Origin of the sequence: Corynebacterium pacaense (assembly GCF_900169525.1) — a bacterium.
GTDB classification, from domain to species: Bacteria; Actinomycetota; Actinomycetes; order Mycobacteriales; family Mycobacteriaceae; genus Corynebacterium; species Corynebacterium pacaense.
In genome coordinates this window covers 689,683-716,208 of record NZ_LT821240.1, presented here as the reverse complement: position 1 = coordinate 716,208, position 26,526 = coordinate 689,683, and the positions used below count along the sequence as shown (strand labels likewise).

The window sequence follows — 26,526 nt, the reverse complement described above, 5'->3', positions numbered from 1 at the left end:
TCGATCAGGGGTGTTGTATGGCCGTGCCTGCGGTGGATCGACGTGCGTTTCTCAAGGGGGCCGGCCTGGTGGCCGGAACCGTGGTGGCGGTATCGGCGCTCGGGGGATGCTCCACTGCACCGACACCGCGGGGGTACGGCGGGGCGCCGCGGCCGCTGCCCGTACCCCCGCTTGCCGACGCCACCGGTGACGCGACCTCCCTCACCTACCGGCTCACCGCGCAGGCCGGGGACAGCCGGATCCTCCCGGACGTGAGCACCCGCACCTGGGGTTTCAACGGGACGCATCTGGGTCCGACGCTCACCGCGCGGCGCGGCGATCGGGTGACCGTCGAGATCACCAACACCCTCGGGGAGACCACCACCGTGCACTGGCACGGCATGAAACTGCCCGCGGTCGCGGACGGCGGACCGCATTCTCCCATCGAACCCGGCGCGACGTGGTCGCCCGGCTGGACGGTGGAGAACACCGCCGCGACGCTCTGGTACCACCCCCACACCCACGGGTTGACGGGACTGCACGCCTACCGTGGGCTGGCCGGTCTGTTCATTGTCGAGGACGAGGTCTCCGATTCCCTGGACCTGCCCAGGGACTACGGCGTGGATGACATCCCCCTCGTTCTGATGGATCACCGCTTCAATGAGGACGGCTCGCTGGATGAGACGGACCTGCCGGACCTCGGACTGCTGGGTGATACCCCCACGGTCAACGGCATCACCAATGCCCATTTCGATGCCTCGACCCCGCGGGTTCGGTTCCGCGTTCTCAACGGTTCGACCATGCGCTTCTACAACCTCGCCTTCTCCGATGACCGGGCGTTCAATGTGATCGCCTCCGATTCCGGTTTTCTGCCCGAACCGGTGGAACGCGGGATGTTGCCGATCGGCCCGGGCGAGCGCTGGGAGATACTGGTGGATCTGGAGCCCGGCGATGACATCTCCCTGGTCTCCCTCCCGTTCCCGGACAACTTCGGCGTACCCGAGGACGGGTACACCCCTGATTTCGGTCTCGGTGATCAATTCACCCTGCTGGGCATCACCGGCCCACCGGAGGGAAGCGGGCCGGCTCCCGCGGTACCCGGGGTGCTCGACGTCAGGGCCGCGACCGGGCCAGACACCACCGATGCGCCGCAGCGTGATTTTCTGCTCAACACCTTCTCCATCAACGACCTGATGATGGACATGAACCGCGTGGACGTGGTCATCGACCATTCGGGCCCGGAAATCTGGAAGGTCACCAACGACAATTCCGATTGGCCGCACAACTTCCACATCCACAACGCGCGCTTTCGGGTGAACCGCTTCGAGGGCACCGGTGTGGAGGTGTTCAATGATGGATGGAAGGACACGGTGAGTCTGCCGCCGGGCGCCGGGGCGACCCTCGCGGTCGAGTTCGGACACCACCCCGACCCCACCTGGCCGTACATGTACCACTGCCACATGCTCTACCACGAGGATCAGGGAATGATGGGCCAGTTCGTCATCGTGGAACCGGGTCAGACCCCGGCTCTGGAAACGGGGAGCAGTGAGCACACGCACCGGCACTAGGCCGATACGCAGGCACGGAATCTCCCCGTGGATCCCCAACCAGCACGGGGCGTGGTACATGCTCCTGACCCCCGTGCTGCTCGGTGCGCTGTCCACGGATCTCGGGTTGTGGACCACTGTGTCGGTGTTCGTCGCCTGGTTCAGTGGTTACTTCGCCTTCTTCGCCTTCGGTCTGGCGGCGCGGGCGCGCGCAGGGGTCCGTCGGAGGAGGTACCTGGAGCCGGTGTTCGTCTACGGCGGGTTGTCCACGCTGGGTGCGGTGGTGGCTCTCTACCGGGAACCCGGCCTGATCGCCTGGGCACTTGCCTTCGTGCCCCTCGTGGGGCTCGCGCTGGTGGAGACGTGGCGCGGGCGGCCCCGTTCGCTGCTGTCCGGTGTTGCCACCGCAGTGGCCTCGACACTGATGCTGCCGGTGCTGTCGGGATCGCCGATGCAGTGGTGGTGCGCGGCTTTCACCGGCCTCTACTTCGCGGGCACCATCGCCTTCGTGAAGACGATGATCCGCGAACGGGGAAACCGCGGCTATCTCCTCGGGTCGATCTGCTACCACGCCGTGGCACTGTTGGCCACGGTCGGGATCGCCTTGCAGGTGGGATGGGTACCCGGGGCCGCAATGATCCTGACCATGGCCGCCGCGCTGTTCCGTTCCTGGGCCATCCCCCGCTCCTCCGCCTCGGGGAGAACCTGGACCCCGAAGATGGTGGGGCAGGCCGAGATTCCACTTCTCCTGCTTCTCATCCTCTCCGTCTGTCTCGCGCTGTAGGTGACATGTGTCATCCTGCAACCGTGACGCACCGCTGATCAGGTCCTGACATACGGCTCTACCGGCGCAGATCCCTTCGCGGCACAGTGGAGGCATGACACAGACACTTGCTTCCACGACAAGGACAATCGAGGTCACGGACCTCGTCCGCACCTACGGCAGCGGCGACAAGGCCTACACGGCGGTCAGGGGATCGACTTTCCATGTCCGCGAGGGTGAGGTCTTCGGGCTGCTAGGAACCAACGGCGCGGGGAAGACCTCCACCCTCGAACTGATGGAGGGTCTGGCCCGTCCCACCTCGGGCCGGATCCGCATCCACGGGCGTGATCCCGTGGCTGACCGCGCCGAACTCCGCCCCGAGCTCGGCATCATGCTGCAGTCCGGTGGCCTACCCTCACAGCTGACGGTCATGGAGACCATGCGCATGTGGCACGGCACCTGCTCCTATCCGCGTGACATCGGGGACGTGCTTGCCGACGTCGACCTCGCCCACCGCGCCGACGTCAAGGTCGGCTCGCTGTCCGGCGGCGAACAACGGCGCCTCGACCTCGCCTGCGCACTGCTCGGCGACCCCTCCATCCTCTTTCTCGACGAACCGACCACCGGCCTCGACCCGGAGTCGCGGCGCCACACCTGGGACCTGCTGCTGGTGCTGAAGAAGCGTGGGGTCACGATGGTGCTCACCACGCACTATCTCGAAGAGGCGGAGTTCCTCTCCGACCGCATCGCCATCATGGACCGCGGTGAGATCGCCGTGGAGGGGACCATCGCGGAACTGGTCGCGGGCGCGGGCTCAAGGATCGACTTCATCCTGCCGGATACCTCGACCGAGCTGCCACCACTGCCCGGTGCGCACATCACCAGGGACAACACCGACGCGGAGATCATCACCTCCACACTCCAGGAGCACACCCTCGAGATCCTCCGGTGGGCCGAGCACAACGGCCTCGAGCTGAAGAGCTTCGCCGCCCGCCCCGCGAATCTCGAGTCGGTGTTCATGGACATCGCGGGCCAGCAGAGCATATAGGCCATCTGGGACATCCACGGTATCTGCGGCATTCAGGACACAGTGAAAAACAAGGAGTACAACATGACACAGTCGATTCTCACCAACCGGACACAGAAGAAGTCCACCCCGATCCAGCGTATCCGCTCACTCGGCAGGGCGGAGTGGCTGCAGTTCTTCCGCAACAGGACCCTGCTGTTCATGGCCGTTGTCTTTCCCCTCGGACTCCCGCTCGTACTTTTCGGAATCGGTTCCCGGGGTGCGCTGGAGGCCGCGAACACCTTCGATCTCTTCGTTATATATACCCTGCTCTTCGTGCAGTTCTACACCGTGCTCTCCATGGTGACCACGCGCCGGGATGAACGGGTGCTCAAGCGCTTGCGTACCGGTGAGGCCCGTGACATGGAGATTCTCCTGGCCATCTGTCTGCCGGGCGCGGTGCTCACGATCATCTTCTCCATCGTGATCGTCCCGATCCTCATGCTCATGGGTGCCCCGGCACCGGTGAACATCCTCCCGATCATTCTCGTGGTGCTGCTCGGACTGGTGCTCTCCAGCGCGCTGGCGTTCATCACCAGCGGTTTCACCCGCAACGCCGAGGCCGCGCAGTTGACCTCCATGCCGGTGTTCACCATCGCGGTCCTGGGTATCGGTTCGCTCCGGCCGGCATTCGGTGACGGGCTTTTCGCTCAGATCATCGGCTACACACCCTTTGCCATGATCAGCGACCTGGTCCAACTCGGCTGGGCCGGGGCCACTTACAGCGATTCGTTGGCGGGGGTTGAGCCCGCTGATTTCGCGGGGGTTCTCGGTGAATCGGGTCGACCGCTGCTGATCGTGGTGGCGTGGACCGTCGTGTCGCTGGTGGCTGCGCGCAGGTACATTCGCTGGGACACCCACCGCTAGAGCGTCGGACCCGCTAACATCGGTTCCCAATGACAGACTCCAGATTCGATGGTCTCGTGTTCCCGCTGCGGACGTGGCGGGGACTCGATGCCGTGACAAAGCTCGCGCTCTATACGCGGCTGTCCCTGCAGAGCGCACCGATCGCGGTGGCGCTGGTCACCGTCATGGCCGCCTCCGGAGAAAAAGATCTTGCGCTGGATGCCTTCTGGCGTGCGGTGATCGCGGTGTTCGCCGTGGTGGCGGCGGTTTTCGCCGCAGTGACCTTCGAGCTGCATCCCGACCTCAACACCCGTGAGCGCAGGGATGTGCGGCCCGTGTTCCGGGCCGGGCTGCTGTTCGCCTCCTCCGGTCTCGTGCTCTGGCTTGTCATCCTGCTGATCCCCGGAGTGTCTACGCAAAGCAGGAACGCAGCCCTGGTGCTCGCGATGTTCACGCTCTTCATCCTCGCTCTAGTCTATTTCCCCTGGATGAGGTTCAGTTGGCTGCTTGTCGTGGCCACCACGCTCACCGTTGCGCTGGTGCTCGCCCAGTCACATGGTGCGGGTCTGTGGTGGCTGGTCGTGCCCCCCACCCTGACCATGACCCTGAAGCTGTCGGTGTGGACGCTGGCGATGATGAAGGAGATCGAACGTGCCAGGGTGTTGGAGGCGTCGCTGAAGGTGACGGAGGAACGGCTGCGTTTCGCGCAGGAGCTGCACGATACCCTGGGTCAGCACCTCGCGGCGATGTCCGTGAAATCCGAACTGGCGCTCGCCCTGTCACGCCGCGGCGATGCGCGGTTGGAGGGGGAGCTCCAGGAGCTCCAGCAGCTCACACGGTTGTCCATGGCGGAGATGCGGGCGGTGGTCAAGGGGTACCGTTCCATCGATCTCTCCAGGGAGATCGATGGAGCGCGGAGTCTGCTTGACGACGCCGGGATCGCACTCTACGTCCACGGCGGTGACCCCGGCCTCGGCCGGGCCCACGGTGAGCTGGCCGCGTGGTTCGTGCGCGAGGCCACGACCAATGTTCTGCGTCATTCAGAGGCGAGTTCGGTGGATCTCCACCTCTCCACGGAGGAGGTAAGCATGAGCAATGACGGGGCCCACGGCGAGATGGGACGGATCTCCGGACTAGGCGCACTGCGGCAACGTGCCGAGGCCATGGGGGTGTCCCTTATCGTCGAACGCGAGGGAACCGTATTCACGGCGAGGCTGGTACGGGGAGTGGGGAGCACATGATCTCCATCGCCATCGCCGATGACGAGTCACTGGTGGCCAGCTCACTCGCCACGCTGCTCGGTCTCGAGGATGATCTCACGGTGCTCGCCACCGCCGGTTCGGGCGAGGAGCTGATCTCCTGGTGGAACGACAGACTCGGTACCGGTCAACAGGTGCCCGGTGTGTGCGTCCTGGATCTGCAGATGGGGGATAAGGACGGAATTGACACGGCCATTGAGCTTCGCCGCCTCAGTCCGGGGTTGTCGGTGCTGATTGTCACCTCCCATGCCCGTCCAAGGCAGCTGAAGAGGGCGCTGTCTGCCGGAATCCTCGGTTTCATGCCGAAGACCTCCACGGCGGAACAATTCGCCGCCGCCATCCGCAGTGTGCACGCGGGTCGACGTTACATCGATCCCGAGCTGGCGGCTCTGACGATCAGCGCCGGTGAATCGCCCCTGACTCCGCGTGAGGAGGAGGTCCTGGAACTGGCGGGCAGGGGTGGAAGCATCGACGATATTGCGACGGCGGTCCATCTGGCGGCGGGAACCACGAGGAATTACCTCTCGCAGGCGATAGCCAAGACCGGCGCCCATAACCGTTTCGAGGCATTCACCCGTGCCAGGGAGCTGGGGTGGCTGTGAACCAGAACAACAACCGCGATCTCATCGACGCGACGCTGGCGGCGGCGGAGCCGCGGCGACCGGTGGACGCCAGGCGCATCAGGCTGACCCGGCAGGGCTGGAAACTCGCGTTCGGACGGGTGCTCAGGGATTTCATTCCGGACGGACTGCTGGATCTCGCGGCATTGTTGAGCTTCTTTTCCGTGCTCTCCCTGGCCCCGGCACTCCTGGTCATCTACTCCCTGATCACCCTGCTGTTGTCGAGCAACTCCGCGGAGATCATCGACAAGATCACGGGGCTGTTGGATCGTTATGTACCCGAGGAGCAGCATGAGCTCGTGCTCAGCCTGTTCAACGCCGTCGCGGGTTCCGCCACGGGCGGAAGAATCGGCCTGGTCGTCGGTGTGGTGGTTGCGCTGTGGACATCATCGGCGTACGTCAGGGCGTTCTCACGGTGCGCGAACACCGTCTACGGCCGGGCGGAGGGGCGGACGATTCTGCGGCAGTGGGCCGTGATGCTGATGACCAATATCGTGCTCCTCGCCGGCGCCGTCTTCGTCCTGGTGTCACTGATTGTCAATGAGACAGTGGTGGACCGGGTGCTGGGCCCCGTGGCCGGGCCGCTCGGGCTCGGCGGGGTGCTGAGCTTCCTCACGGAAACATTCATCCCGGTGTGGAACTGGGCGAAATGGCCGGTCATCCTGCTGGTGCTCGCCGGGCTGGTGGCGCTTATCTACCATGTCGCGCCGAATGTGAAGCCCTCGAGATTCCGCTGGTTGAGCGCGGGATCGGTGTTCGCGGTGTCCGGGATTTTCCTCGCGGGCCTGGCGCTCAATCTGTACTTCAGTACCTTCGCCGTCTTCAATTCCTACGGCGCGGTCGGTTCTGTGATGGCGCTGCTGGTGGGCATGTGGATCTTCAACGCGGTACTCGTTGTCGGGCTCAAGATCGATGCCGAGGTCAGCAGGTCCAGGCAGCTCCAGGCGGGGCTGCCCGCGGAACGCCACAACCTGGTGCGGCCGCGTTCGATCACCGCGGTGACCTCGCTGGAGGAATCCCAGGAGAAGATGGCCGATCGGGCGAGGGAGTTCCGGGAGAGCCGGGAGACCCCCGAGGACGACGGGCAGGAGTAGGGGGCGGATCTCAGCCTCCCATCACCACACCTTCGCGTCTGGGGTCGGCTCCGCCGGTGATGGTGGCACCGTCGCCGCGGACAAGGGCGGAGAGTCCACTGGACTGCTTCGTCGGATTGACCTGGTGACCCCTGCCCTCCAGTCCGGAGATCAGATCCCGCTCGTGCTCCTCGACCAGTGGATGCTCGGTCCCGATTCCCGTCTCCGGTTCGTTCATGGCGCCGAAGTTCGGGGCGGACACCGCCTGCTGCGGATCCATGCCCCAGTCGATGATGTTGACCAGGGTCTTGATGACGAACTGGATGATCAGTGATCCCCCCGGTGAGCCCAGCACCATGGCGAGGTCGCCGGGGGCGCCGTTGTCATCGCTGGTGAACACGATGGTGGGTGACATCGAGGACCGGGGTCGTTTCGCGGACTCGACGCGGTTGGCCACGGGCGCCCCCATCTCATCGGTGGGCTGGGCGGAGAAATCGGTGAGCTGGTTGTTCAGGATGAATCCGCGGGTGAAGTGGAAGGATCCGAACGCGGCCTCCACGCTGGTGGTCAGGGAGGCGGCATTGCCGTGGGAATCGATCACGGAGACGTGGCTGGTCCCGCTCTCGGGGACCGGTGCGGACAGCGCGGACTCCCGCAGACCCGCCTCCGCGGTACCCATGGAGACCTCCGGGTTGATCAGCCCGGCGCGTTCCCTGGTGTACTGGGCACTGATCAGTTCCTCGATGCCACCTCCGGGAACGGTGACGAAGGCGGGGTCACCGATGTAGGCGTCGCGGTCGGCGTAGGCCAGGCGCTGTGCCTCGGAGATGAGGTGGATTGCCTCGATATCGGGCAGTCCGCCATCGCGTCCGACATCCGTCGGGGCGTACTGTGCGAGATCGAAGTTGTTGAGTATTCCCAGTGCCTCGATCACTGTGACTCCGCCGGAGGAGGACGGTGGCATGCCACAGATCTGGTGCTCGCGGTAGGGCCCGCACAGTGCCTCATGGGTTTCGGGGGTGTAGGCGGCGAGGTCGGCGGTGGTGAGCAGCGAGGGGGTGAAACCCTCGGTCGGCCGGGTCGCCCGTTCGACTATATCGGCGGCGATCTCACCGGTGTAGAAGGCGTCCGGCCCACCATCTGCGATCAGTTCCAGGGTGTCGGCATAGTCGGGGTTGTGCAGGAGGGTTCCCGCAGGTTTGGCTTCGCCCCCGGGGGTGAGGAAGTAGGCCGCGGCGTCGGGATCGTGTGAGAGGTCCTCGGCCGAGCTAGCGATGGAGGCCGACATTCGCGGGCTGATCTCGAAACCGTCGGTGGCCAGTTGCCTTGCTGGAGCGATCAGCTCCGGCCATGCGGTGTTCCCGTGCGCGTCGTGAAGCTCTCCCAGAGCGGCCACGATTCCGGGCACCCCGATTGAACGTCCGGACCTCCGGGCGTCGGGGACGGGTGGGGTGGGATCCTCCGGGGAGACCTGTATCAGGTAGTTTTCATCCGCCGCGACGGGTGCGGTCTCGCGGCCGTCGATGGCGGTGATGGCGCCGGTGTCCGCGTCGTAGTAGAGGATGTAGCCTCCGCCGCCGATTCCGGAAGATTGTGGTTCACTCAGTCCGAGTACGAACTGAGCCGCTACCAGCGCATCGGCCGCGGTGCCACCGTTGCGCAGGATGTCGCAGGCGGCTTCAGAGGCCAGGGGGTTGGCGGTTGCCACCGCGTAGCCGGTGGTGCTCACGGGTTCCAGTCCGGAGCGGTAGCCGGTGGCGATCTCGGGAGCGACCGAGATGTCCTCGCCGCTGTGCGTTGCCTCCACCTCCACGTCGGCGCCGGTGTCCGCGGGCATCCCGCAGGGTTGTGGTTCGGGGTCGGTGGCCGCGTCCTGCTGTGAGTCGCGGTTGCTGGCACAGGCGGCCAGCGTGAGGGCCAGCGCGACCACGGAGAACGTGGCGGCAACCCTTTTCAATGTGATCTTAGACACGTTCATAAATACAAGGTTAACAATATCTGACGCCCGAGGGAAGGGTAAATGCTTGGGACGCCCCAATCATTGGTGGGTTGCGATCAATGCGGAGAGGGGATAAAGTGAACAACAGGTTAATAAAAAGAGTTTATTAGATGAACCGCCGGGGACTCGGGTGGGAAGGGAAACACAATGAACAACATTGACAAGGAAATCAGCAGGATTGAACGCAGCCACGACTACCTTTGGAGTGTGAGGCAGGATCTGCACACCCGCTTTGATGAGCGAATCAAGCCCCACATGGTCGACAGCGTGCTCGACGCGGCGGCCAGCGGATACGAGGGCCGGATTAATCGCTTCCGTAAGATTTTCATTGAGAAGAGCGCCGTCAGGGATCTGGAGGCTCTCGCGGGCAGCCGCGTGGACATGGCCCTGGCAAGTGTGATCGCCGCCTACGGCGTGCGGGCGGCCTGATCTGTCACACCTTCAATGAAACACCCGCTCACTTGCCCCTTAAAGGCCAGGTGAGCGGGTGTTTTCGTGCTGCTTCCCTGCAAGGACTCGAACCTTGAATGACGGTACCAAAAACCGTAGTGTTGCCGATTACACCACAGGGAAATGCGGGTCAGCGAAAGGGCTGAACTGCACCGCTAGAGTTTACATGACGCCGGGTGAGTTCCAATTATTCGGGGTCCGTGGGCTGGGATAGGCTGGGGACATGGTTCGACAGCGGATGACCGGCAAGGAACGTCGGGAGCAATTGATTCTGATTGGTCGCGCGGTCTTCGCCGAACGCGGTTTCGAGGGCGCGAGCGTGGAGGAGATCGCCGCCAGAGCGGACGTGTCCAAACCGGTGGTCTATGAGCATTTCGGTGGCAAGGAGGGGTTGTTCGCCGTCGTGATCGACCGGGAGATGCTCAAACTGGAGGCCATGATCACCGATTCCCTGCGGCACGGGCGTTCGCGCTACCGGATTGAACAGGCGGTGCTGGCACTGCTGACCTACGTCGAGCGGGATACCGATGGTTTCCTCATCCTCGTCCGGGATATGCGTCCGGGTCAGGACCGTTCCTACGGCACGCTGCTCAATGACGCCACCACCCAGGTCTCACATATCCTGGCAAAGGCGTTCTCCCGATCGGGATTGAATCCCGGGTACGCGACGTTGTACGGACAGGCACTCGTGGGCATGGTCTCCATGACGGCGCAGTGGTGGCTCGATGAGCGGACACCGCCGAAGGAGGAGGTCGCGGCACACATCGTCAACCTGTGCTGGAACGGACTGGCCGGAATGGAGGCCTCACCCCATCTGAGCACCCCGACCTCCGAGGGGGCGATCCTCGGCGCGACCGACCAGCGCCCGGAGGTGGGGACAACCACAGACATCAACACAGATTTCAACACACCGGCAGAAAACAAGGAGAACAACGCGTGATACCCATGCTGGCGGGCCTGCTCAAGGTCGCGGCCACCGATCCGAAACTCAAGGGCATGGTCGCCCATGTGGGGGAGCCGCACCTGCACCTCACCGGCATCGACCAGGCGCGCCCCTGGACGATCGCCGCATTGGCGCATCACACACCGGTTCTCGTGGTCACGGCCACCGGGCGTGAAGCGGAGGACCTCAGCGCCGAACTCACCGCGATGATGGGGGACAGGGTCGCCCTGTTCCCCTCATGGGAGACCCTTCCCCATGAGCGGCTCAGCCCCGGTGTGGACATCGTCGGCCGTCGCGCACAGGTGCTCAACAAGCTTGACGACGCCCGGGTCGTCGTCGCCGCGGCGCGCGCCTTCTGCCAACCGGTCCTGCGGACCGCGGAGGGACGAACCCCGCTCAGGCTCCGGGAGGGTGCCGAGTTCGATTTCTCCTCGCTGAGCAGCGAGCTGGTTTTCCGTGCCTACAAGCATGTGGACATGGTGGGCCGGCGCGGTGAGTTCGCCACCCGCGGTGGCATCCTCGACATCTTTCCAACGACACTGGACTACCCCGTCCGTGTCGAGTTCTGGGGCGATGAGATCTCCGATATCCGGCAGTTCTCGGTGGCTGATCAACGCACCATTCCGGAGATCACCATTGACGGCATCGAGATCTACCCCGCGCGCGAACTGCTGATCACCGATGCGGTCGCCGCGCGGGCCGAGAAACTGGCCGTGGCGCACCCCGGCAACCCGACGCTGGTGGAGATCCTCACCCGTATCGCCGATCACACCGACGTCGATGGCATGGAGGCGCTGATTCCCGCCCTGGTGGACACCCCCCTCGTTCCGCTGCTCGAATTGCTCCCCGCGGGAACCCACCTCGTCGTGGTGGCACCCGAGAAGGTGCGCACCCGCATCGCGGATCTGGAGGCAACGGACGCGGAGTTTTTGGCCGCGGGTTGGGAGGCGGCGGCGATGGGTGCGGACGGTCCCATCGCAACGCAGGGGCTGGATCTTCAGGCCTCCAGCTACCGCAGCTTCGAATCCCTGGAGGCCTCAGCGGCGAAGTCATCGCTGCCCTGGTGGACCTTCTCGCCGGAGGGCATGTTCGAGTCCGCCGATGAGGAGACGCTCCCGCTCGACTTCGAGCCGGGACCAGCCCCGCGTGGTGATCTCGCGCAAATCGAGGAGATGATGACGCTCCTGCTCGCGCACACAAGGCAGGGGGGACGTGCGGCATTCATCGCCCCGAATCAGGGTGCGATCAAGCGCATGGCCGAGCGCTTCTCCGAGAAGGGCATACCCTCCCATGTGGCCACTCCCGGTTGGGAGCCGAGCCCCGGGGAGGTCACGCTCTACCACGCGCTCAGCCACGCGGGACTGGTGTTCCCGAAGGTGCGCAAGCATCGTGACGCCTCCGCGCTGCCCCTGGTGGTGATCACCGAAACCGATCTCACGGGCAACCGCGTGGGTGACATCGCCGGCGCCAAGCGACGCCCCGCCCGCCGCCGCAACAAGGTCGATCCGCTCGCGCTGACCCCCGGTGATCTCGTGGTCCACGAGACCCACGGCATCGGCAGGTTCGTGAAGATGACGGAGAGAACCATCTCGGCCGGCGATGAAACCTCGCGCCGGGAGTACATCGTGCTGGAGTACGCACCGTCAAAGCGGGGCCAGCCCGGCGATCAGCTCTATGTGCCCATGGATTCCCTCGACATGCTCAGCAAGTACGTCGGCGGTGAGAAACCGTCGTTGTCCAAGATGGGCGGCTCCGACTGGAAGAATGCCAAGAAGAAGGCGCGCGCGGCGGTCCGGGAGATCGCCGGCGAGCTCGTGGAGCTCTACGCCAAGCGTCAGGCCGCCCCCGGGCATCCCTTCGCTCCTGATTCGCCGTGGCAGAAGGAGATGGAGGACAACTTCCCCTTCGTCGAGACCGAGGATCAGATGCTGGCCATCGAGGCGGTCAAGGAGGACATGGAAAAGGATGCCCCGATGGATCGCGTGATCATCGGTGACGTCGGCTACGGAAAGACCGAGGTGGCCATCCGCGCCGCCTTCAAGGCGGTCCAGGACGGCCGTCAGGTGGCCGTGCTGGTGCCCACGACGCTGCTGGCGCAGCAGCACCAGTCCACCTTCGAGGAGAGGATGGCCGGATTCCCCGTGACCATCCGGGGACTGTCCCGCTTCACATCCGCCAGGGAATCGAAGGAGACCCTCAAGGGGCTCGCCGACGGTTCCGTGGATATCGTCATCGGCACCCACCGGCTCCTGCAGACCGGCGTCCACTGGAAGAATCTGGGCCTGATCATCGTCGATGAGGAGCAGCGCTTCGGTGTCGAGCACAAGGAGCACATCAAGGCGCTGCGCAGCCACGTCGACGTGCTCACGATGTCGGCCACCCCGATCCCCAGAACTCTGGAGATGTCGATGGCGGGCATTCGCGAGATGACCACCATTCTCCCCCCGCCGGAGGACCGCCATCCGATTCTCACCTATGTCGGTCCCTATGAGGACAAGCAGGTCGCGGCCTCGATCCGCCGTGAGCTGCTCCGTGACGGCCAGGTCTTCTTCATCCACAACAAGGTTGCGGACATTGAGAAGAAGGCGCGCGAGCTGCGCGATCTGGTGCCCGAGGCGAGGGTCGTGGTCGCCCACGGCCAGATGAGTGAGGAGCTCCTGGAGCAGACCGTCCAGGGTTTCTGGGACCGGGAATACGATGTGCTCGTGTGCACCACCATCGTGGAGACGGGGCTGGACATCGCCAACGCCAACACCCTGATAGTGGAGAACGCCCACCACATGGGTCTGTCCCAGCTGCATCAGCTGCGCGGGCGTGTCGGACGGTCCAGGGAGCGTGGTTACGCCTACTTCCTGTACCCGAAGGGTGCGACGCTGACCGAGACCAGCTACGACCGCCTGGCCACCATCGCCCAGAACAATGATCTCGGTGCGGGTATGGCTGTGGCGATGAAGGACCTGGAGATGCGCGGTGCGGGCAACGTCCTCGGGGCGGAGCAGTCAGGACACATCGCCGGAGTGGGATTCGATCTCTACGTCCGCCTCGTCGGGGAGGCGGTGGAGGCCTACCGGGCGCTGGCGGACGGCAAACCCGTCGACGGCACCGTCCAGGGGCCGAAGGAGATCCGCGTGGATCTTCCGGTGGATGCCCACATTCCGGAGAGCTACATCAACGCAGAACGCCTCCGCCTGGAGATCTACCGCAAGCTCGCGCAGTCCACCTCCGAGACGGACCTGCGGTTGGCGGTGGAGGAGATGGAGGACCGTTACGGTCCGATTCCCGAGGAGGTCTCCCGCCTGTTGGCGGTATCGCGGCTGCGCCACCAGATGCGCAGGGCAGGTCTCACCGACGTCGCGGTGCAGGGCACCCGGATCAAGATACATCCGGTGGAGCTGAAGGATTCCCAGCAGGTGCGTCTGAGGCGTCTGTTCCCCGGTGCCACCTACCGCGCCGCGGCCAAGGCCATCCAGGTCTCCTTCCCCAAGGCGGGCCGCAACGTCACTGATCCGCTGCTCCGGGATGTGGACCTGCTCCAGTGGGTCGCGGACTTCATCTCGCGTATGTTCGATGTCGAGCAGATCGATGTCAGGGGTTCTCGGGCGGGTCGACCTGCGAAGAAGGCATCGGTGGTCTCGGTGTCACAGTAGTGGCGGCTGGGGGATCGATCAGCCGAACCACAGTTCGAGTTCCCATTCCGCCTGGTCCGCACCCCCGGGGTACTCTGCATCGAGAACGTCGCGGCACTCGCGGAACGCGGAGGCACAGTAGGTGGCGCTCTCCTCCGCGGACCAGTACTCCCGGGCGTGATCGAGTGAGAGGGGAATGGAGTGGTCACTGTTCCAGTTCCGGGAGTGGGTATCGCCGGAGTAGACGCACACGTTGGATTCCTTCAGCTCGGATTCGATGACCACCCGTCCGAACTCGAGCGAGGTCAGCAGGAACTCTCCCGGCACCCTGATTCCCGACAATCACTGCAGCAGGAGGTTCTGGCCCAGACCCCCGAAGTCATCCTTGACCTGGGCGAAGATCTCCTCCGCAATGGCGCCCCTGTGCTCGGGATCAAGGTTCTCCCGGAATGCGTCCAGGGGCACATCCAGGCGTCCGATGCCCGGACCGTAGCCGGGAAAATGCTCGCCGGAGCGGCGCGAGATCGTGGTTTCCCGGGAGGATGATTCGAAGATGATCGGACCCGCAATCAGTGTGGTGAGTTTCCGCTCGCGCATGTCGAACACCCTACCCCGCGGTCTGCACCGCTTTCGGGGGAATGCTTCCGCGCGCGGATCTGCCCGGAGACGTCACCCGGGCGGAACCGGGATGATCGGTGCCTGGAAAAAACGGGTGCCGGCGTCACGGAGTTGACGTATTCTTAGCAGCGATATCCGTAGCGCCAACAATGAAGGGGAAATCACACATGGGTGTTTTCGACGATGCAAAAGCCAAGGCCACCGAGTTTCTGAATTCCGATCAGGCGGAGCAGAAGTCCGATGAGATCCTCGACAAGGTCTCCGAGTTCGCCAAGGACAAGCTGGGCGCGGACAAGGCGGGTCAGATTGACGCCGTGCGCGACAAGCTTGATGAGCAGATCGGTAAGAACAACTAGAGTCACCTTCCATGACGATCGTCCTGATTGACTCCACCGATCCCGTTCTCCCCGCTGCCTTTCTGGACGCGGTACTCGGACGGGGGGAACCGGTGGAGGTGGACGATTCCGTTTCCCTGGACATCGCGTCCTGGGGGCTTCAATCCGAGGTCGGCGCGCCGTGGTTTCTCACCACGCGCGCCGACCTTGTGGATTTCTCCGCACCGCTTATCGACGCCAGGGTCGGCCACGTGGCCCGGGCCGTCGAGGTAATGCGGAAGGCGGTGGGCATGGGCGAATGGGAGTCCGCCCAGACCCATGAAAGCCTGATTCCCTACCTCCGGGAGGAATCGGAGGAGTTCATCGAGGCTGTCGGGATTGGGGACGAGACGGAGATGTGCAGGGAGCTCGGGGACGTCCTCCTGCAGGTACTCTTTCACGCCGAACTCGCCGCCAGGCGCGGAAGTTTCGACTTCAGCGCCGTAGCGGCGAGCTTCGTGGCCAAGATGGAATCCAGATCCCCCTACCTCTTCGATGGTACGAGGGGGACCGTGGGGGTCGAGGAACAGCAGCGCTACTGGGCGGAGGGCAAGGCCGCGGAGAAGTCGGCGGGGCGCTAGGACGAGAGGTTGCTCGAGAGATTCTGCAGCTGGGTGATGATGTCCTGCTGCGGATTGGCCTTGACGATGCCACAGGTCAGCGCGCGATCGGCGATGCGCCCCGCGTATATGTTCCCGGCGAGGCCGAGAATCGGGTCAATGGCGCCGAGGTTCGTGGCGTTCCTGAGCGTGGCGGCGAGCTCATCGCGGGTGGTGGATTCCCTGGCCATGCCCGACTGTTCGAGGACGGTTCGAAGGGCGTTGCAGTCCAGCTTGTCCACGATCTCGTTGATCGCCTGGAGGCCGCCTTCCTGTGCGGAGGCCACGGGGGTCAGGGATGCACCGAGGGCGATGGTGGCGGCGGCGACGGCGAGGCGGAAAGACTTGGTCATGGTTGTCCTTTTGGGGAGGAGGGATGGCGGTAAATACTGTGCCGTAGAAAATCATAAGTGCTCAGTGTGTCCAATGTGTCGGATGTTAAGAAAGTGGTTACCCCCGCGCCGGTCATGGTCAAGGATCGCGCGGATGGTTCCCGATCCCCGTCCCAACTGCCTGAATATCGGTCCGATCACCGTGGGGGCTAAGATTGGCGCCTATGAATTCTGGGGCGAGCAAGGCTTTCGGCTGTGGCTGTGGGTCGGTCCTTGCTGTCATCATGGTTATCTCCTTCGTCGGATGGGCATTGAGTTTCATTGACGGCGGCGCTCCGATCAGACAATTGGAACCGATTCCGGATGACGTCCCCCCCGCCAGGGGGGAGGCGGTCCCGGTTGTGGATATCCATGCACCGGGGCGCACCTCCTCCCAGCTGGACTTCTGGGCGCAGCCGATCGCGGCGGACATCAGCGTCTCGGCCCAGGCGGTCGCCGCCTACGGCAACGCCGAGCTCGTCGCGGAGGGGACCTGGCCGGGGTGCCACATCTCCTGGAACACCCTGGCGGGCATCGGACACGTGGAAACCAGGCACGGGACCTACTCGGGGAAGCTCTTCGGTGGCAGTGCCCTGAATGCGGACGGTGTCGCCACACCGCCGATCATCGGCATTCCCCTCGACGGTTCGCCTGGTGTCGCCGAGATTCCGGACACCGACGGCGGTGCTCTCGACGGTGACCCCGATTTTGACCGCGCGGTGGGTCCCATGCAGTTCATTCCGGAATCCTGGGGGCGTTTCGGCCTGGACGCGAACGGGGACGGGGTGGCCGATCCGAACCAGATCGATGATGCCGCCCTGAGCGCGGCCCACCTGCTGTGTGAGAACGGCGGCGACCTGTCCACGCCCGAGGGGTGGACCAGGGCGGTGCACTCCTACAACATGTCCACCAAGTATCTGCTCGACGTCAGGGACGCTGCGGCGGCCTTCGCCCTGCGGCAACCGGCTCTGTGACGTCCGATTGTGTTGATTCGGACACATTCGGACGTGGAGTGCTTCACTTTTTGGCGGTGATTCCGTCATGGAAACGAGATTCGTGCAACAATTGATTTCAGACGTGACCGGACGCCGGACACGTACAAGAATCTGGTTAGCTCCCAAGTTGGCATAGGAGGCCACAGTGGCTGAAATCATGCACGTATTCGCTCGCGAAATCCTGGATTCCCGCGGAAATCCAACGGTAGAGGCCGAAGTTTTCCTTGATGACGGATCGCACGGACTGGCCGACGTACCCTCCGGGGCGTCGACAGGCATCCACGAGGCACATGAGCTGCGTGACGGTGGCGATCGCTACCAGGGTAAGGGTGTTCTCAAGGCGGTTGAGAACGTCAACGAGGAGATCGGCGACGAGCTCGCCGGCCTCGAGGCCGATGACCAGCGCCTGATCGATGAGGCAATGATCAAGCTCGACGGCACCGAGAACAAGTCCCGTCTGGGCGCCAACGCCATCCTGGGAGTCTCCATCGCGGTCGCCAAGGCCGCTGCGGAGTCCGCCGATCTTCCGCTCTTCCGTTACATCGGCGGCCCCAACGCCCACGTGCTTCCCGTCCCGATGATGAACATCGTCAACGGCGGCGCACACGCCGACTCCGGCGTGGACGTCCAGGAGTTCATGATCGCCCCCATCGGAGCGGAATCCTTCGCCGAGGCACTGCGCCAGGGTGCGGAGGTTTACCACACCCTGAAGTCCGTGATCAAGTCCAAGGGGCTGTCCACCGGCCTCGGCGACGAGGGTGGATTCGCCCCCTCCGTCGCGTCCACCAAGGAGGCGCTCGACCTGATCGTCGAGGCCATCGAGAAGGCCGGTTTCGCACCGGGCCGGGACATCGCCCTGGCACTGGACGTGGCCTCCTCCGAGTTCTACAAGGACGGCAAGTACCACTTCGAGGGCGGCGAGCATACCGCCGAGGAGATGGCACACGTCTACGCGCAGCTGATCGACGAGTACCCGATCGTGTCCATCGAGGATCCGCTGCAGGAGGATGACTGGGAGGGCTACACCAACCTCACCGCCCAGCTCGGCGACAAGGTCCAGATCGTCGGCGACGATTTCTTCGTCACCAACCCCGCCCGCATCCGTGAGGGCATCGAGAAGAAGGCCGCGAACGCACTGCTGGTCAAGGTCAACCAGATCGGTACACTCACCGAGACGTTCGACGCCGTGGACCTCGCCCACCGCAACGGCTACCGCACCATGATGTCGCACCGTTCCGGTGAGACCGAGGACACCACCATCGCCGATCTCGCGGTTGCCCTCAACTGCGGTCAGATCAAGACCGGTGCTCCGGCACGTTCCGAGCGTGTGGCCAAGTACAACCAGCTGCTGCGCATCGAGCAGCTGCTTGGCGACGCCTCCGTCTACGCGGGTCGCGGCGCATTCCCGCGCTTCAAGGGCTAAACACCTACCGCGCCCCCACGCGGACTCCCGCACACCGCTTCGGTGTGCGGGAGTCCGCGTTTTTGTGGGCGTCGAGAAGCGGGCTCTGTTACTCCTGTGACTAAGATCAGTGACTATGGCAAAGCAGAAGAAGTCTCATAAGGGCATAGTCCCGGTGTCCAGCCGTGAACGCGCCACCGAGACCCGTTCTGCCACGCGCGCGCCCTTCCGGCTCGGCTCCTACGGGCTGATCGCGCTCTTCGCGGTCGTGCTGCTCATCCTGCTGATGATCGCCATTCCCCTGCGCAACTACTTCCAGCAGCGCACGGAGATCGCGCGCGTCGAGGCGGCCATCGAGGCCAAGCAGGAGCAGATCAACCAGTTGGAGACGGACCTGGACCGCTACCGTTCGCAGGCCTACATCCGCGAGCAGGCCCGCCTCCGACTCGGTCTCATCGAGCCGGGGGAGACCGCCTTCCGCATCCTCGACCCGGCACTGGATAATGATCAGTCACTGACCTCCGACGGCCCCGGGGTCGAGCCGCCGGGACCCTGGTACGAGACGCTCTGGGAGTCCGTCACCCGGCCCGAGCCCCCCGGGGAGCAGGCGGCGGATGCTCCCGAGGCACCTGCGCAGACACCTGCTCCCTAGTAGTACTTGGTTAGGTTTGGGTGTGTTGTTCCCGCGGCTCGGTTTGCGTTGTTGTTAACGTTCGGGTGTGGATAAGCGTGAGATCGGCAGGGTGCGGGCCGAGCTGGACGAGTATGTCAGCGACGTGTTCGCATCGCTTGCCCGCCGGGACCAGCGAACGAAGGGCAGCTTGTACCTGCAAGGGTTGATGCTCGACGGGCGCCGGAAATCGATGCAGCCCATGGGAGATCGGCTCGGGATTGATTACCAGCAGTTGCAGCAGTTCGTGTCTTGCTCACCCTGGCCGGTCGAGCCGGTCAGGCGGAAACTCGTCTCGCGCGCGATCGACGTGATCCAGCCCGAGGCGTGGGTGGTCGATGACACGGGGTTCGTGAAAGACGGGCCCGCCTCTCCCGGGGTGGCGCGTCAGTACTCCGGGAGCCTGGGGAAGATCGGGAATGTGCAGATCGGTGTCTCGGTGCATGCGGTCACCGACCAGGCATCGTGCCCGTTGGAGTGGCGGCTATTCCTGCCGGAAAAATGGGATGATGCGTGCGCGGAGACGAGCGAGGAAGCCGAGCACATTGCCGTTCGCAGGCAGCGGGCAAAGATCCCTGACATCGCTGGGCATCAGACGAAGTGGGAGCAGGCGCTCGAGATGCTCGACGAGCTCGACACTTGGGGGTATCGACCACAGGTGATGGTCGGCGATGCCGGGTACGGGGAGATCGGGCCGTTGAGAACCGGGCTGACCGAGCGTCAGATCCCGTATGTGGTGCAGGTGAAAGCCACCACGAGCGTGCATGATGTCGACGCCCCGTTCGAGTTGCCCGACTCGACCGGGAAGACCGGGCGCCCGTTCACAAAGCCCTCCTATCGGACAAAGCCGGTGCAGGCGAGACAGTACGCAGGAGATCTCCCCGAGGAAGCCTTTGAAGAGGTCGCGTGGCGGCAGGGTTCCAAAGGGGTGCTCACGAGCCGGTTCGCGGCATGCCGGGTACGGCCCGCGAACCGGAACCTCCCAAAGGACGCCGACGGCACGCTGCCGGTGTGCTGGCTCCTGATCGAGTGGCCCGAGAACGAGGCCGAACCGAGCGACTACTGGCTGTCCACTCTGCCCGAGAGCACACCGGTCGCGGAGTTGGTCAGGTTCGGGAAGATCCGGTGGCGGATCGAGCACGATTACCGGGAACTCAAGCACGGGCTCGGACTTGACCACTTTGAGGGCCGCACCTGGTTGGGGTGGCATCACCACGTCACGCTTGTGACCGCGGCGCACTTATTCATCACCGAGCAGAGGCTGCGTGGCGACCCAAAAGCGGGTGGGGTGGCCTGAGCTTTTACCAGCTCCTGACCGAGTTGCAGGTAGCGGTCATTCGGATGCTCAGTTGCTGCCCCTACTGCCGCCGCGCCGGACCCACCTAACCAAGTACTACTAGGGCGTGTCTTGTAAAAGGTTGAGCCACGCGATCACTCCGTTGAGGACAACTGCGGCCCGGTACACGATCGCGAGCTTGTCATACCGAGTCGCGAGTCCTCGCCACTGTTTCAACCGGCAATAGCCACGCTCGATCACGTTCCTTCCCCGATACTTCTCCGCATCAAACTTCGCAGGCCTGCCGCCCTGCATGCCGCGCCGCTTCCGATGCCCCTGCTGATCACGAGGTTCGGGGATCACCGCTTCGATGCCACGCCTGCGCAAGTACGCCCGGTTCGCCCGCGAGGAGTACGCCTTGTCGCAGAGCGCGGCATCGGGCCTGGTGCGACGGCCGACCCGCACTTGTTCCATGAGCGGGATGAACATCGGCGAGTCACCATCTTGTCCCGCTGAGCAAATCGTCACCAGCGGCAGGCCGCGCCCATCGACGAGCTGATGTGTTTTCGTTGACAAGCCGCCCCGAGAACGGCCGACTGCGTGGTCAGGCGGCTCGGTCAGCGGATTCTTGTAATTCGATATAGCCCTTTTTTACGCGTTTGGTGTTGGTCGCGTGCTGATGCGCACGAGCGATCGTGGAATCCACCGATACCGACCAGTCGAGCAGGCCCTGGTGGTCTGCGTACTCGTGCAGACGCGCTTGCGCCCGATCCCAGACACCATCGTCGGCCATGCGCCTATGCCACGCCCAGACCGTTTGCCAAGGCCCGAAAGCATCAGGAAGGTCTCGCCACGCGATCCCGCATCGATACCGGTAAATGATCCCCTCGACCATCAGTCGGGCGTCGGCGAACGGGCGGCCCTTCTTGCCCGTGGGACCAGGCAACAAATCAGCAATCAGTGTCCATTGGTCGTCTGAGAGGAGCTGGAATCGAGACATACCTCCACGATCTCAGCTCCCACAGAATTCATTTGCAAGACACGCCCTAGTGGCGATTCTGTCCGGGGCCGTCCGGGCATGACAGAATGGAGCGCATGAGTGTAACTGATGCAGACCTTCAGGCTGTCGAACAGCAGCTGGGAAGGGTGCCCCGCGGTGTTGTGGAGATCTCCTACCGCAGCCCCGACGGACAGCCGGGAGTGGTCAAGACCATGCCCAGGCTCGAGGACGGCACGCCCTTTCCGACGCTGTACTATCTGACCGATCCGCGGCTGGCCAGTGAGGCCTCCCGCCTCGAGGTCGCGCTGGTGATGAAGTGGATGACCGATCGCCTCGAAACGGATGAGGAGCTGCGCGCCGACTACCGCCGGGCCCACGAGTACTATCTGGCCAGGCGCAATGAGCTCGGCGATCTTGGTACCGAGTTCTCCGGAGGTGGCATGCCCGACCGCGTCAAGTGCCTGCATGTCCTCATCGCCTACGCGCTCGCCGAGGGCCCCGATCATTTCCGCCTGGGCACCGAGGCCGTGGCCCTGGCAGCGGAGCACGGCGGGCTGCGCGGGACTGCGATTCCCGACCAGTGGCCGACGGTCGGGGAACTCGGCATCAACATGGCCGATTTTGATTTCTCCAGGGCCGGTGGGGTGCAGTGAGCCGCTTCGCAGCCGTTGACTGCGGCACCAACTCCATACGCATGCTCATCTCCGAGCTGACCACCGACGGACTCCGGGAGATCACGAGGGAGAATAGGATCGTCCGGCTGGGACAGGGCGTGGATGCCACCGGGGAACTGAATCCCGAGGCCATCGAGCGCACCCGGGTGGCACTGGCGGAATATGTGGAGATCATGGCCGCCGAGGATGTGAAGGTGGTGCGTATGGTGGCCACCGCAGCCACCCGCGACGCCGGCAACCGCAACGAGTTCTTCGCCATGACCGGGCAGCTGCTGTCCAGGATCCAGCCTGGTTCCAGGGCCGAGGTGATCAGCGGCGAGGAGGAGGCGCGACTGTCCTTCCGCGGTGCGGTGGCCGATCTGCCTGCGGACCAGGGGCCCTTCTGCGTCATCGATCTCGGCGGTGGATCCACGGAATTCATCGTGGGAACCCATGACGGGGAAATCCTCGGATCACACTCCGCGCAGATGGGGTGCGTGCGACTGAGTGAGAGAATCATGCGCAGCGATCCGCCCACGGCGACCGAGGTGGAGATCGCCCGCGACTATGTCGGTGAACGGATCGAGGAGGTCCGTGCGATCGTCCCGATCTCGAGGGCGGCGACTTTCGTCGGCTGCGCGGGAACCTTCACCACCATCTCGGCGTGGGTGCAGGGCCTGGAATCCTATGACCGCGACGCCATACATCTCTCGGTGCTGAACTTCGACGCCCTTGGGGTGATCACCGATGAGATCATCTCCGAATCCTCGGCGCAACGGGCGAGCAACCCCGTGGTTGATCCGGGTCGGGCCGACGTGATTGGTGGGGGGTCTGTGATCGTGCAGGCTGTGATCGATCTCGCCGCGCGTGAGGCGGGGGTGGACTCGATCGTGATCTCGGAGAAGGACATTCTCGACGGTATCGTGCTCGGCCTCATCGACGCCACCGTCGCTTGAGCGGTCAGCGATCCCGGGGGGTTGGAACGGCGTGACTATTCCGACCCTCGCGGCTGTCCGCGGCCACCGGTGATCTATACTCGTTGGGTTGCCAACGGCGGCGGCCCCCATAGCCCAATCGGCAGAGGCAGTTGACTTAAAATCAATTCAGTCTGGGTTCGAGTCCCAGTGGGGGCACTCTGAGCAGGGAATACAGGTTTGGGAAAAGGGTCATTCCCCTTTATCCCTCGAAAAGCCAATTGTCCCCGGTCCCATGCACCGGCATCCGCGACGCCCCGGGACTGTGGCGTGTGGGCCTTTCCCCACAACCCATCAACCTCCCCTGATGGTGTGCCGGACAGGTTTTAGGGGTTCAGCAACGCCGGTCCGAAACCTTTTCGGCGGGGAAAGTATGCGCCCGAGTGTTTGGCCTGAACAGGGGATTTGATTGCTTTGGGTGATGTTTCTCTCAGATTCTTGAGGGTGATCGGAAAGAATCATATAGGCTTGGAAGGTGCGATCAGAGATGTTGTCGATCGTCCGCCGGGGCAGAGGGCACAGGACGTGTCCGGCGGCCAGTACGCGGGTGAAGCAGTGCTTTTCCCATCGCTCTGGACCTCCAGTGAACAGATGAAAGGTATGCCATGACTGACACCAGGCTGTACGAACTCCTTACCGAAATCCGCGATGAGGTTATCAACCTCCGTGCCACGGTTACCACCCAGGCCGAGGAGATCTCCAAGATCCGGACCAACCTCTCCGAGGACAAGGATTAATTTCCAGACAGCGGCGAGGTTTCGCCCTGTTTCACGCGGTCGGTTGACTCGGGCTTCTGACTGCTGCTACCCCTTTCTCCCTGTGGAAGCGGACGGACCCACGCGGTTGACCGCTTTCAAGAGGGGATTTTTCACTTCGGGTGTTAGGGGAGTAGCCTTTCTAACTGCAGGCACAGGGAACGCTCGATGCGTTTTGTGCCCCCGGGGCTATAGCTCAGTTGGTAGAGCGTCGCGTTCGCAATGCGAAGGTCAGGGGTTCGATTCCCCTTAGCTCCACATAAGCAGATAAATCCGAAACCTGCCCCGCTTGAACGCGCGGCAGGTTTTTCTGTCATCAGTTTCTGTTGTCAGGACCCCGGAATCACCGTCGACCACCGTGACCTCGCGATGGGACGCGATGGGATGAGCGGATGATCAGTCCTGCTCGGCCCGCGGCGGGCTGTCATCGAGGTCAGGGTCGTGTCAATTTTCTTTTCCCTGTTCCGCGGAATGCCCCTGTCCTCGCTGACAGGCCCCCCCGGGGGCGGCCTGACTTGTCTTACGGGCCTTGCACTTCGTACCGTCTCCCGGTCACAGAGGGACAAGCCTGCTGTCCGAGGGCGGTCCCATGGGGACGCGCCGCCCGCCGAGACGCTGATACTGGCGGCGCGTCCCCATGGGAACGGCCATCGCCGTGAATCTCTTAGTCGAACATGTACGTTGGCGAGCCCTGCGTCGCCCTTGTCAACATTGCCGAATCCTTGATCAGTTGCCGTGCCTGCCACAGTGCCTGCGACCGCGGGAGGGAGTTCAGGGAAAACGCCAGAATCCGGCGTCGCGAGGGCTGCTCTGCGCTCCACGGCCGCAGGAGTTCCTTCACCTGCCTCCCCGCCGGAATCTGCGTGCGCTCAGCGGAAGGTAGATCAGGGTAAGCAGCACCGGCCACCCGATAGCGAAGGCGAGCGCGTGCTCCCCTGCAAAACCCAGCGCATCCCATTGTGTGCCGCCGAGGAGCTGACGTACCGCGGTGGCTGTTGCCGAGATCGGGTTGAACTCCACGATTGACCCGAGCCAGGTGGGCATGGTGGCAGGGTTGACGAAGACGCTGGACAGGAAGGCCACGGGCCACGTGAGAATCTGGATGTAGGCGACCGACTCGACGGATCTGGCACCGTAACCGATGAAGACGCCGAACCACAGGAGAGCGAATCGCAGGAGCAGGAGCAGTGCGAGTGCCAGCAACACTCGATCGATGCCGAGGTCCGGCCGCCATCCGATCACGAACGCAAAGGCAACCATCAGCACCAAACTGATGAGCGAACTGAGCAGATCAGCCAGTGCACGGCCCAACACGATCGCTACGCCGTTGATGGGATAGGAGCGCAGGCGATCATTGATGCCGCGGGTGGCATCGGCCGCTGCCGAGAGTGTGGTCGTCTCGAGTCCGAACAGCATGGTGACGGCCAGCATGCCGGGAACGAGAAAGTCCACATACGTCGAGCCAACGGGAACGTCGATCGCTCCGCCGAAAAGGCCGAGAAAAAGCAGGGTTGTGAACACTGGAAAGAGCCAAACCGTCGCTGTTGCGCCGATCTGGCGGGGCCATGAACCCACAGTCCGTCCGGCGATGATCCAGGACGCGGAGAAGAGGTTGGGAGCAGGTACCTCTGTGTGCGTCTTTCGGGCAGTCGTTGTCATTGTCGGTTCCCCTCGGTGTCGCTGTGATCGCCGGTCAGTGTCAGGAAGACCTCATCGAGCGATGGCTTTCGGAGCGTCACTTCGGCAGGTGGTAAACCGGCGGATGCCAGCGTTGCGATGACCTCACCCAGGACTGTCGCCGATGCCTTCGGCAGCGTGATTGTGCTTGTGTTCTCGTCCAGGGAAACTTCAGTAAGGGTGGCGCCGAGGATCCTCAGCGAGTTCCGGGCGTCATCGGTGGTTTCAAAGACCACCTGAACGACCGGAGGGCCGACGAGAGTTTTGAGTTCGCCAGGGCTGCCCTGTGCCGCGACCTTTCCACGATCAATCAGAACGATCCTATCGGCGAGTTGGTCTGCCTCCTCGAGGTACTGAGTCGTCAGCAGAATCATGGTGCCACCGTGCACCAGATCTCGCAGCGACTTCCACAGGTCTCTACGGGCTGCGGGATCCAGCCCCGTTGTCGGCTCGTCTACGAAGAGAACCCGGGGCGGAACCACAAGGCTCGCTGCAAGGTCCAGCCTGCGGCGCATTCCGCCAGAGAAACTGCTGACTGCCCGGTTCTGTGCTTCGCACAGACCGAATTCCTCAATCAGCTCGTCTGCACGCTGTCCGGCCGAGCGCCTTCCGAGACCGCGGAGTCTTCCGAAGAAGCGAAGGTTCTGCCCTGCGGTGAGTTGTTCGTCCACCGCGGCGTCCTGCCCTACGAGCCCGATGTGATCCCGTACGCGGGCAGCCTCTGTGGATACGTCGTATCCACAGACACGCGCCGTTCCCCGGTCGAAAGCGACAAGCGTGGCCAGTCCCTTGACCGCCGTTGTCTTCCCAGCGCCGTTGGGTCCGAGGAGCGCCAGGATCTCGCCCTGGTTCGCGTGCAGACTCAGCTCACGCAACCCACTCTCGCCATCCCGTGAACGGTAGATCTTACCCACGCCATCGGCTTCTATCACTGCTCTCACAGATAATCTCCTTCCGATACAGTGTTCCGTACAGTGTATCGTAGCATAGT

General features: G+C 63.8%; 28 protein-coding genes and 2 tRNA genes. 21 read left to right on the top strand and 9 right to left on the bottom strand.

Annotated elements, in window-relative coordinates; genetic code table 11:
• Positions 1 to 17 precede the first annotated feature (17 nt).
• From B7E02_RS10450 to B7E02_RS10420, 7 genes are all read left to right on the top strand, one after another.
• Positions 18 to 1,547: a multicopper oxidase family protein gene (locus tag B7E02_RS10450; RefSeq protein ID WP_080795858.1), complete on the top strand. Its 1,530-nt coding sequence runs from the start codon at positions 18 to 20 to the stop codon at positions 1,545 to 1,547.
• Positions 1,525 to 2,310, top strand: a complete 786-nt coding sequence (locus B7E02_RS10445; RefSeq protein WP_245802250.1) for a YwiC-like family protein — start codon at positions 1,525 to 1,527, stop codon at positions 2,308 to 2,310. The genes B7E02_RS10450 and B7E02_RS10445 overlap by 23 nt, the downstream gene beginning before the upstream one ends.
• A 94-nt stretch (positions 2,311 to 2,404) precedes the next feature.
• The gene (locus B7E02_RS10440) at positions 2,405 to 3,337 is read left to right on the top strand and encodes an ABC transporter ATP-binding protein (RefSeq protein WP_080795853.1); all 933 of its coding nucleotides are present in this window, start codon (positions 2,405 to 2,407) and stop codon (positions 3,335 to 3,337) included.
• 63 nt (positions 3,338 to 3,400) lie between these two features.
• Positions 3,401 to 4,222, top strand: coding sequence for an ABC transporter permease (locus B7E02_RS10435; protein ID WP_080795850.1), 822 nt, complete (start codon positions 3,401 to 3,403; stop codon positions 4,220 to 4,222).
• 29 nt (positions 4,223 to 4,251) lie between these two features.
• On the top strand, positions 4,252 to 5,442 hold the full coding sequence (locus tag B7E02_RS10430; RefSeq protein ID WP_080795845.1) for a sensor histidine kinase: 1,191 nt from the start codon (positions 4,252 to 4,254) through the stop codon (positions 5,440 to 5,442).
• A complete protein-coding gene (locus tag B7E02_RS10425; RefSeq protein ID WP_080795841.1) occupies positions 5,439 to 6,062 on the top strand; it encodes a response regulator transcription factor in 624 nt (207 codons plus the stop codon). Before B7E02_RS10430 ends, B7E02_RS10425 begins: the two co-directional genes overlap by 4 nt.
• Positions 6,053 to 7,174 (top strand): YihY/virulence factor BrkB family protein, encoded by a 1,122-nt coding sequence (locus B7E02_RS10420; protein ID WP_245802249.1) that lies wholly within the window; start codon positions 6,053 to 6,055, stop codon positions 7,172 to 7,174. Before B7E02_RS10425 ends, B7E02_RS10420 begins: the two co-directional genes overlap by 10 nt.
• Positions 7,175 to 7,184: 10 nt before the next feature.
• Here B7E02_RS10420 and ggt read toward each other — a convergent pair whose 3' ends face one another.
• Entirely contained in the window at positions 7,185 to 9,131 is a 1,947-nt protein-coding gene (gene ggt / locus B7E02_RS10415; protein WP_080795836.1) for a gamma-glutamyltransferase, read from the bottom strand.
• Positions 9,132 to 9,299: 168 nt separating this feature from the next.
• On the opposite strand from ggt, the gene B7E02_RS10410 reads away from it, so the two are divergent.
• The 3 genes from B7E02_RS10410 to mfd all read left to right on the top strand — a co-directional run bounded on the left by B7E02_RS10410 (position 9,300) and on the right by mfd (position 14,192).
• A complete protein-coding gene (locus B7E02_RS10410) occupies positions 9,300 to 9,581 on the top strand; it encodes a hypothetical protein (protein ID WP_080795834.1) in 282 nt (93 codons plus the stop codon).
• A 244-nt stretch (positions 9,582 to 9,825) separates the two neighbouring features.
• On the top strand, positions 9,826 to 10,542 hold the full coding sequence (locus B7E02_RS10400) for a TetR/AcrR family transcriptional regulator (RefSeq protein ID WP_080795831.1): 717 nt from the start codon (positions 9,826 to 9,828) through the stop codon (positions 10,540 to 10,542).
• A gap of 5 nt (positions 10,543 to 10,547) precedes the next feature.
• A complete protein-coding gene (gene mfd / locus B7E02_RS10395; protein ID WP_080795829.1) occupies positions 10,548 to 14,192 on the top strand; it encodes a transcription-repair coupling factor in 3,645 nt (1,214 codons plus the stop codon).
• Between the two features lie 18 nt (positions 14,193 to 14,210).
• On the opposite strand, the gene B7E02_RS10390 is transcribed toward mfd, so the two are convergent.
• Both B7E02_RS10390 and B7E02_RS10385 read right to left on the bottom strand, forming a co-directional pair.
• The gene (locus tag B7E02_RS10390) at positions 14,211 to 14,498 is read right to left on the bottom strand and encodes a hypothetical protein (RefSeq protein ID WP_143336730.1); all 288 of its coding nucleotides are present in this window, start codon (positions 14,496 to 14,498) and stop codon (positions 14,211 to 14,213) included.
• Between the two features lie 15 nt (positions 14,499 to 14,513).
• Positions 14,514 to 14,768, bottom strand: coding sequence for a hypothetical protein (locus B7E02_RS10385; protein ID WP_080795824.1), 255 nt, complete (start codon positions 14,766 to 14,768; stop codon positions 14,514 to 14,516).
• A 188-nt stretch (positions 14,769 to 14,956) separates the two neighbouring features.
• On the opposite strand from B7E02_RS10385, the gene B7E02_RS10380 reads away from it, so the two are divergent.
• Both B7E02_RS10380 and B7E02_RS10375 read left to right on the top strand, forming a co-directional pair.
• A complete protein-coding gene (locus B7E02_RS10380) occupies positions 14,957 to 15,145 on the top strand; it encodes an Rv0909 family putative TA system antitoxin (RefSeq protein ID WP_080795821.1) in 189 nt (62 codons plus the stop codon).
• 11 nt (positions 15,146 to 15,156) lie between these two features.
• Positions 15,157 to 15,744: a MazG nucleotide pyrophosphohydrolase domain-containing protein gene (locus tag B7E02_RS10375; RefSeq protein WP_080795818.1), complete on the top strand. Its 588-nt coding sequence runs from the start codon at positions 15,157 to 15,159 to the stop codon at positions 15,742 to 15,744.
• Here the strand turns inward: B7E02_RS10375 and B7E02_RS10370 are convergent.
• On the bottom strand, positions 15,741 to 16,115 hold the full coding sequence (locus B7E02_RS10370) for a hypothetical protein (protein ID WP_080795816.1): 375 nt from the start codon (positions 16,113 to 16,115) through the stop codon (positions 15,741 to 15,743). The two genes, B7E02_RS10375 and B7E02_RS10370, sit on opposite strands and share 4 nt — an antisense overlap.
• A gap of 203 nt (positions 16,116 to 16,318) precedes the next feature.
• Between B7E02_RS10370 and B7E02_RS10365 the strand changes: the two genes are divergently transcribed.
• From B7E02_RS10365 to B7E02_RS10350, 4 genes are all read left to right on the top strand, one after another.
• Positions 16,319 to 17,107 (top strand): lytic transglycosylase domain-containing protein, encoded by a 789-nt coding sequence (locus tag B7E02_RS10365; RefSeq protein ID WP_080795815.1) that lies wholly within the window; start codon positions 16,319 to 16,321, stop codon positions 17,105 to 17,107.
• A gap of 166 nt (positions 17,108 to 17,273) precedes the next feature.
• On the top strand, positions 17,274 to 18,551 hold the full coding sequence (gene eno / locus B7E02_RS10360) for a phosphopyruvate hydratase (protein ID WP_080795809.1): 1,278 nt from the start codon (positions 17,274 to 17,276) through the stop codon (positions 18,549 to 18,551).
• A 115-nt stretch (positions 18,552 to 18,666) separates the two neighbouring features.
• Entirely contained in the window at positions 18,667 to 19,182 is a 516-nt protein-coding gene (locus B7E02_RS10355) for an FtsB family cell division protein (RefSeq protein ID WP_080795802.1), read from the top strand.
• A gap of 67 nt (positions 19,183 to 19,249) precedes the next feature.
• A complete protein-coding gene (locus tag B7E02_RS10350; protein ID WP_143336729.1) occupies positions 19,250 to 20,497 on the top strand; it encodes an IS701 family transposase in 1,248 nt (415 codons plus the stop codon).
• Between the two features lie 99 nt (positions 20,498 to 20,596).
• Here B7E02_RS10350 and B7E02_RS14795 read toward each other — a convergent pair whose 3' ends face one another.
• Both B7E02_RS14795 and B7E02_RS14790 read right to left on the bottom strand, forming a co-directional pair.
• Positions 20,597 to 21,097 carry an IS5 family transposase gene (locus tag B7E02_RS14795; protein ID WP_218672379.1) on the bottom strand — a complete coding sequence of 167 codons (501 nt, stop codon included), beginning with the start codon at positions 21,095 to 21,097 and terminating at the stop codon, positions 20,597 to 20,599.
• Positions 21,081 to 21,476 carry an IS5 family transposase gene (locus tag B7E02_RS14790; protein ID WP_080795378.1) on the bottom strand — a complete coding sequence of 132 codons (396 nt, stop codon included), beginning with the start codon at positions 21,474 to 21,476 and terminating at the stop codon, positions 21,081 to 21,083. Before B7E02_RS14790 ends, B7E02_RS14795 begins: the two co-directional genes overlap by 17 nt.
• Before the next feature lie 95 nt (positions 21,477 to 21,571).
• Here B7E02_RS14790 and B7E02_RS10335 point away from each other — a divergent pair, with 95 nt between their 5' ends.
• The 5 genes from B7E02_RS10335 to B7E02_RS10320 all read left to right on the top strand — a co-directional run bounded on the left by B7E02_RS10335 (position 21,572) and on the right by B7E02_RS10320 (position 24,116).
• Positions 21,572 to 22,129 (top strand): DUF501 domain-containing protein, encoded by a 558-nt coding sequence (locus tag B7E02_RS10335; RefSeq protein WP_080795796.1) that lies wholly within the window; start codon positions 21,572 to 21,574, stop codon positions 22,127 to 22,129.
• Positions 22,126 to 23,085: a Ppx/GppA phosphatase family protein gene (locus B7E02_RS10330; RefSeq protein ID WP_080795793.1), complete on the top strand. Its 960-nt coding sequence runs from the start codon at positions 22,126 to 22,128 to the stop codon at positions 23,083 to 23,085. The genes B7E02_RS10335 and B7E02_RS10330 overlap by 4 nt, the downstream gene beginning before the upstream one ends.
• 103 nt (positions 23,086 to 23,188) lie before the next feature.
• A tRNA-Leu gene (locus B7E02_RS10325) sits at positions 23,189 to 23,262 on the top strand.
• 446 nt (positions 23,263 to 23,708) lie between these two features.
• The gene (locus tag B7E02_RS14785) at positions 23,709 to 23,840 is read left to right on the top strand and encodes a hypothetical protein (RefSeq protein WP_281248238.1); all 132 of its coding nucleotides are present in this window, start codon (positions 23,709 to 23,711) and stop codon (positions 23,838 to 23,840) included.
• A 203-nt stretch (positions 23,841 to 24,043) separates the two neighbouring features.
• Positions 24,044 to 24,116, top strand: a tRNA-Ala gene (locus B7E02_RS10320).
• Between the two features lie 406 nt (positions 24,117 to 24,522).
• Here B7E02_RS10320 and B7E02_RS14395 read toward each other — a convergent pair.
• Genes B7E02_RS14395 through B7E02_RS10310 form a run of 3 tightly spaced genes read right to left on the bottom strand, consistent with a single transcriptional unit; the run spans position 24,523 to position 26,476 of the window.
• Positions 24,523 to 24,699, bottom strand: a complete 177-nt coding sequence (locus B7E02_RS14395) for a hypothetical protein (protein ID WP_179129711.1) — start codon at positions 24,697 to 24,699, stop codon at positions 24,523 to 24,525.
• Positions 24,696 to 25,517: an ABC transporter permease gene (locus B7E02_RS10315; protein WP_080795791.1), complete on the bottom strand. Its 822-nt coding sequence runs from the start codon at positions 25,515 to 25,517 to the stop codon at positions 24,696 to 24,698. The genes B7E02_RS14395 and B7E02_RS10315 overlap by 4 nt, the downstream gene beginning before the upstream one ends.
• Positions 25,514 to 26,476: an ATP-binding cassette domain-containing protein gene (locus tag B7E02_RS10310; RefSeq protein WP_080795788.1), complete on the bottom strand. Its 963-nt coding sequence runs from the start codon at positions 26,474 to 26,476 to the stop codon at positions 25,514 to 25,516. The genes B7E02_RS10315 and B7E02_RS10310 overlap by 4 nt, the downstream gene beginning before the upstream one ends.
• Positions 26,477 to 26,526: the final 50 nt, after the last annotated feature.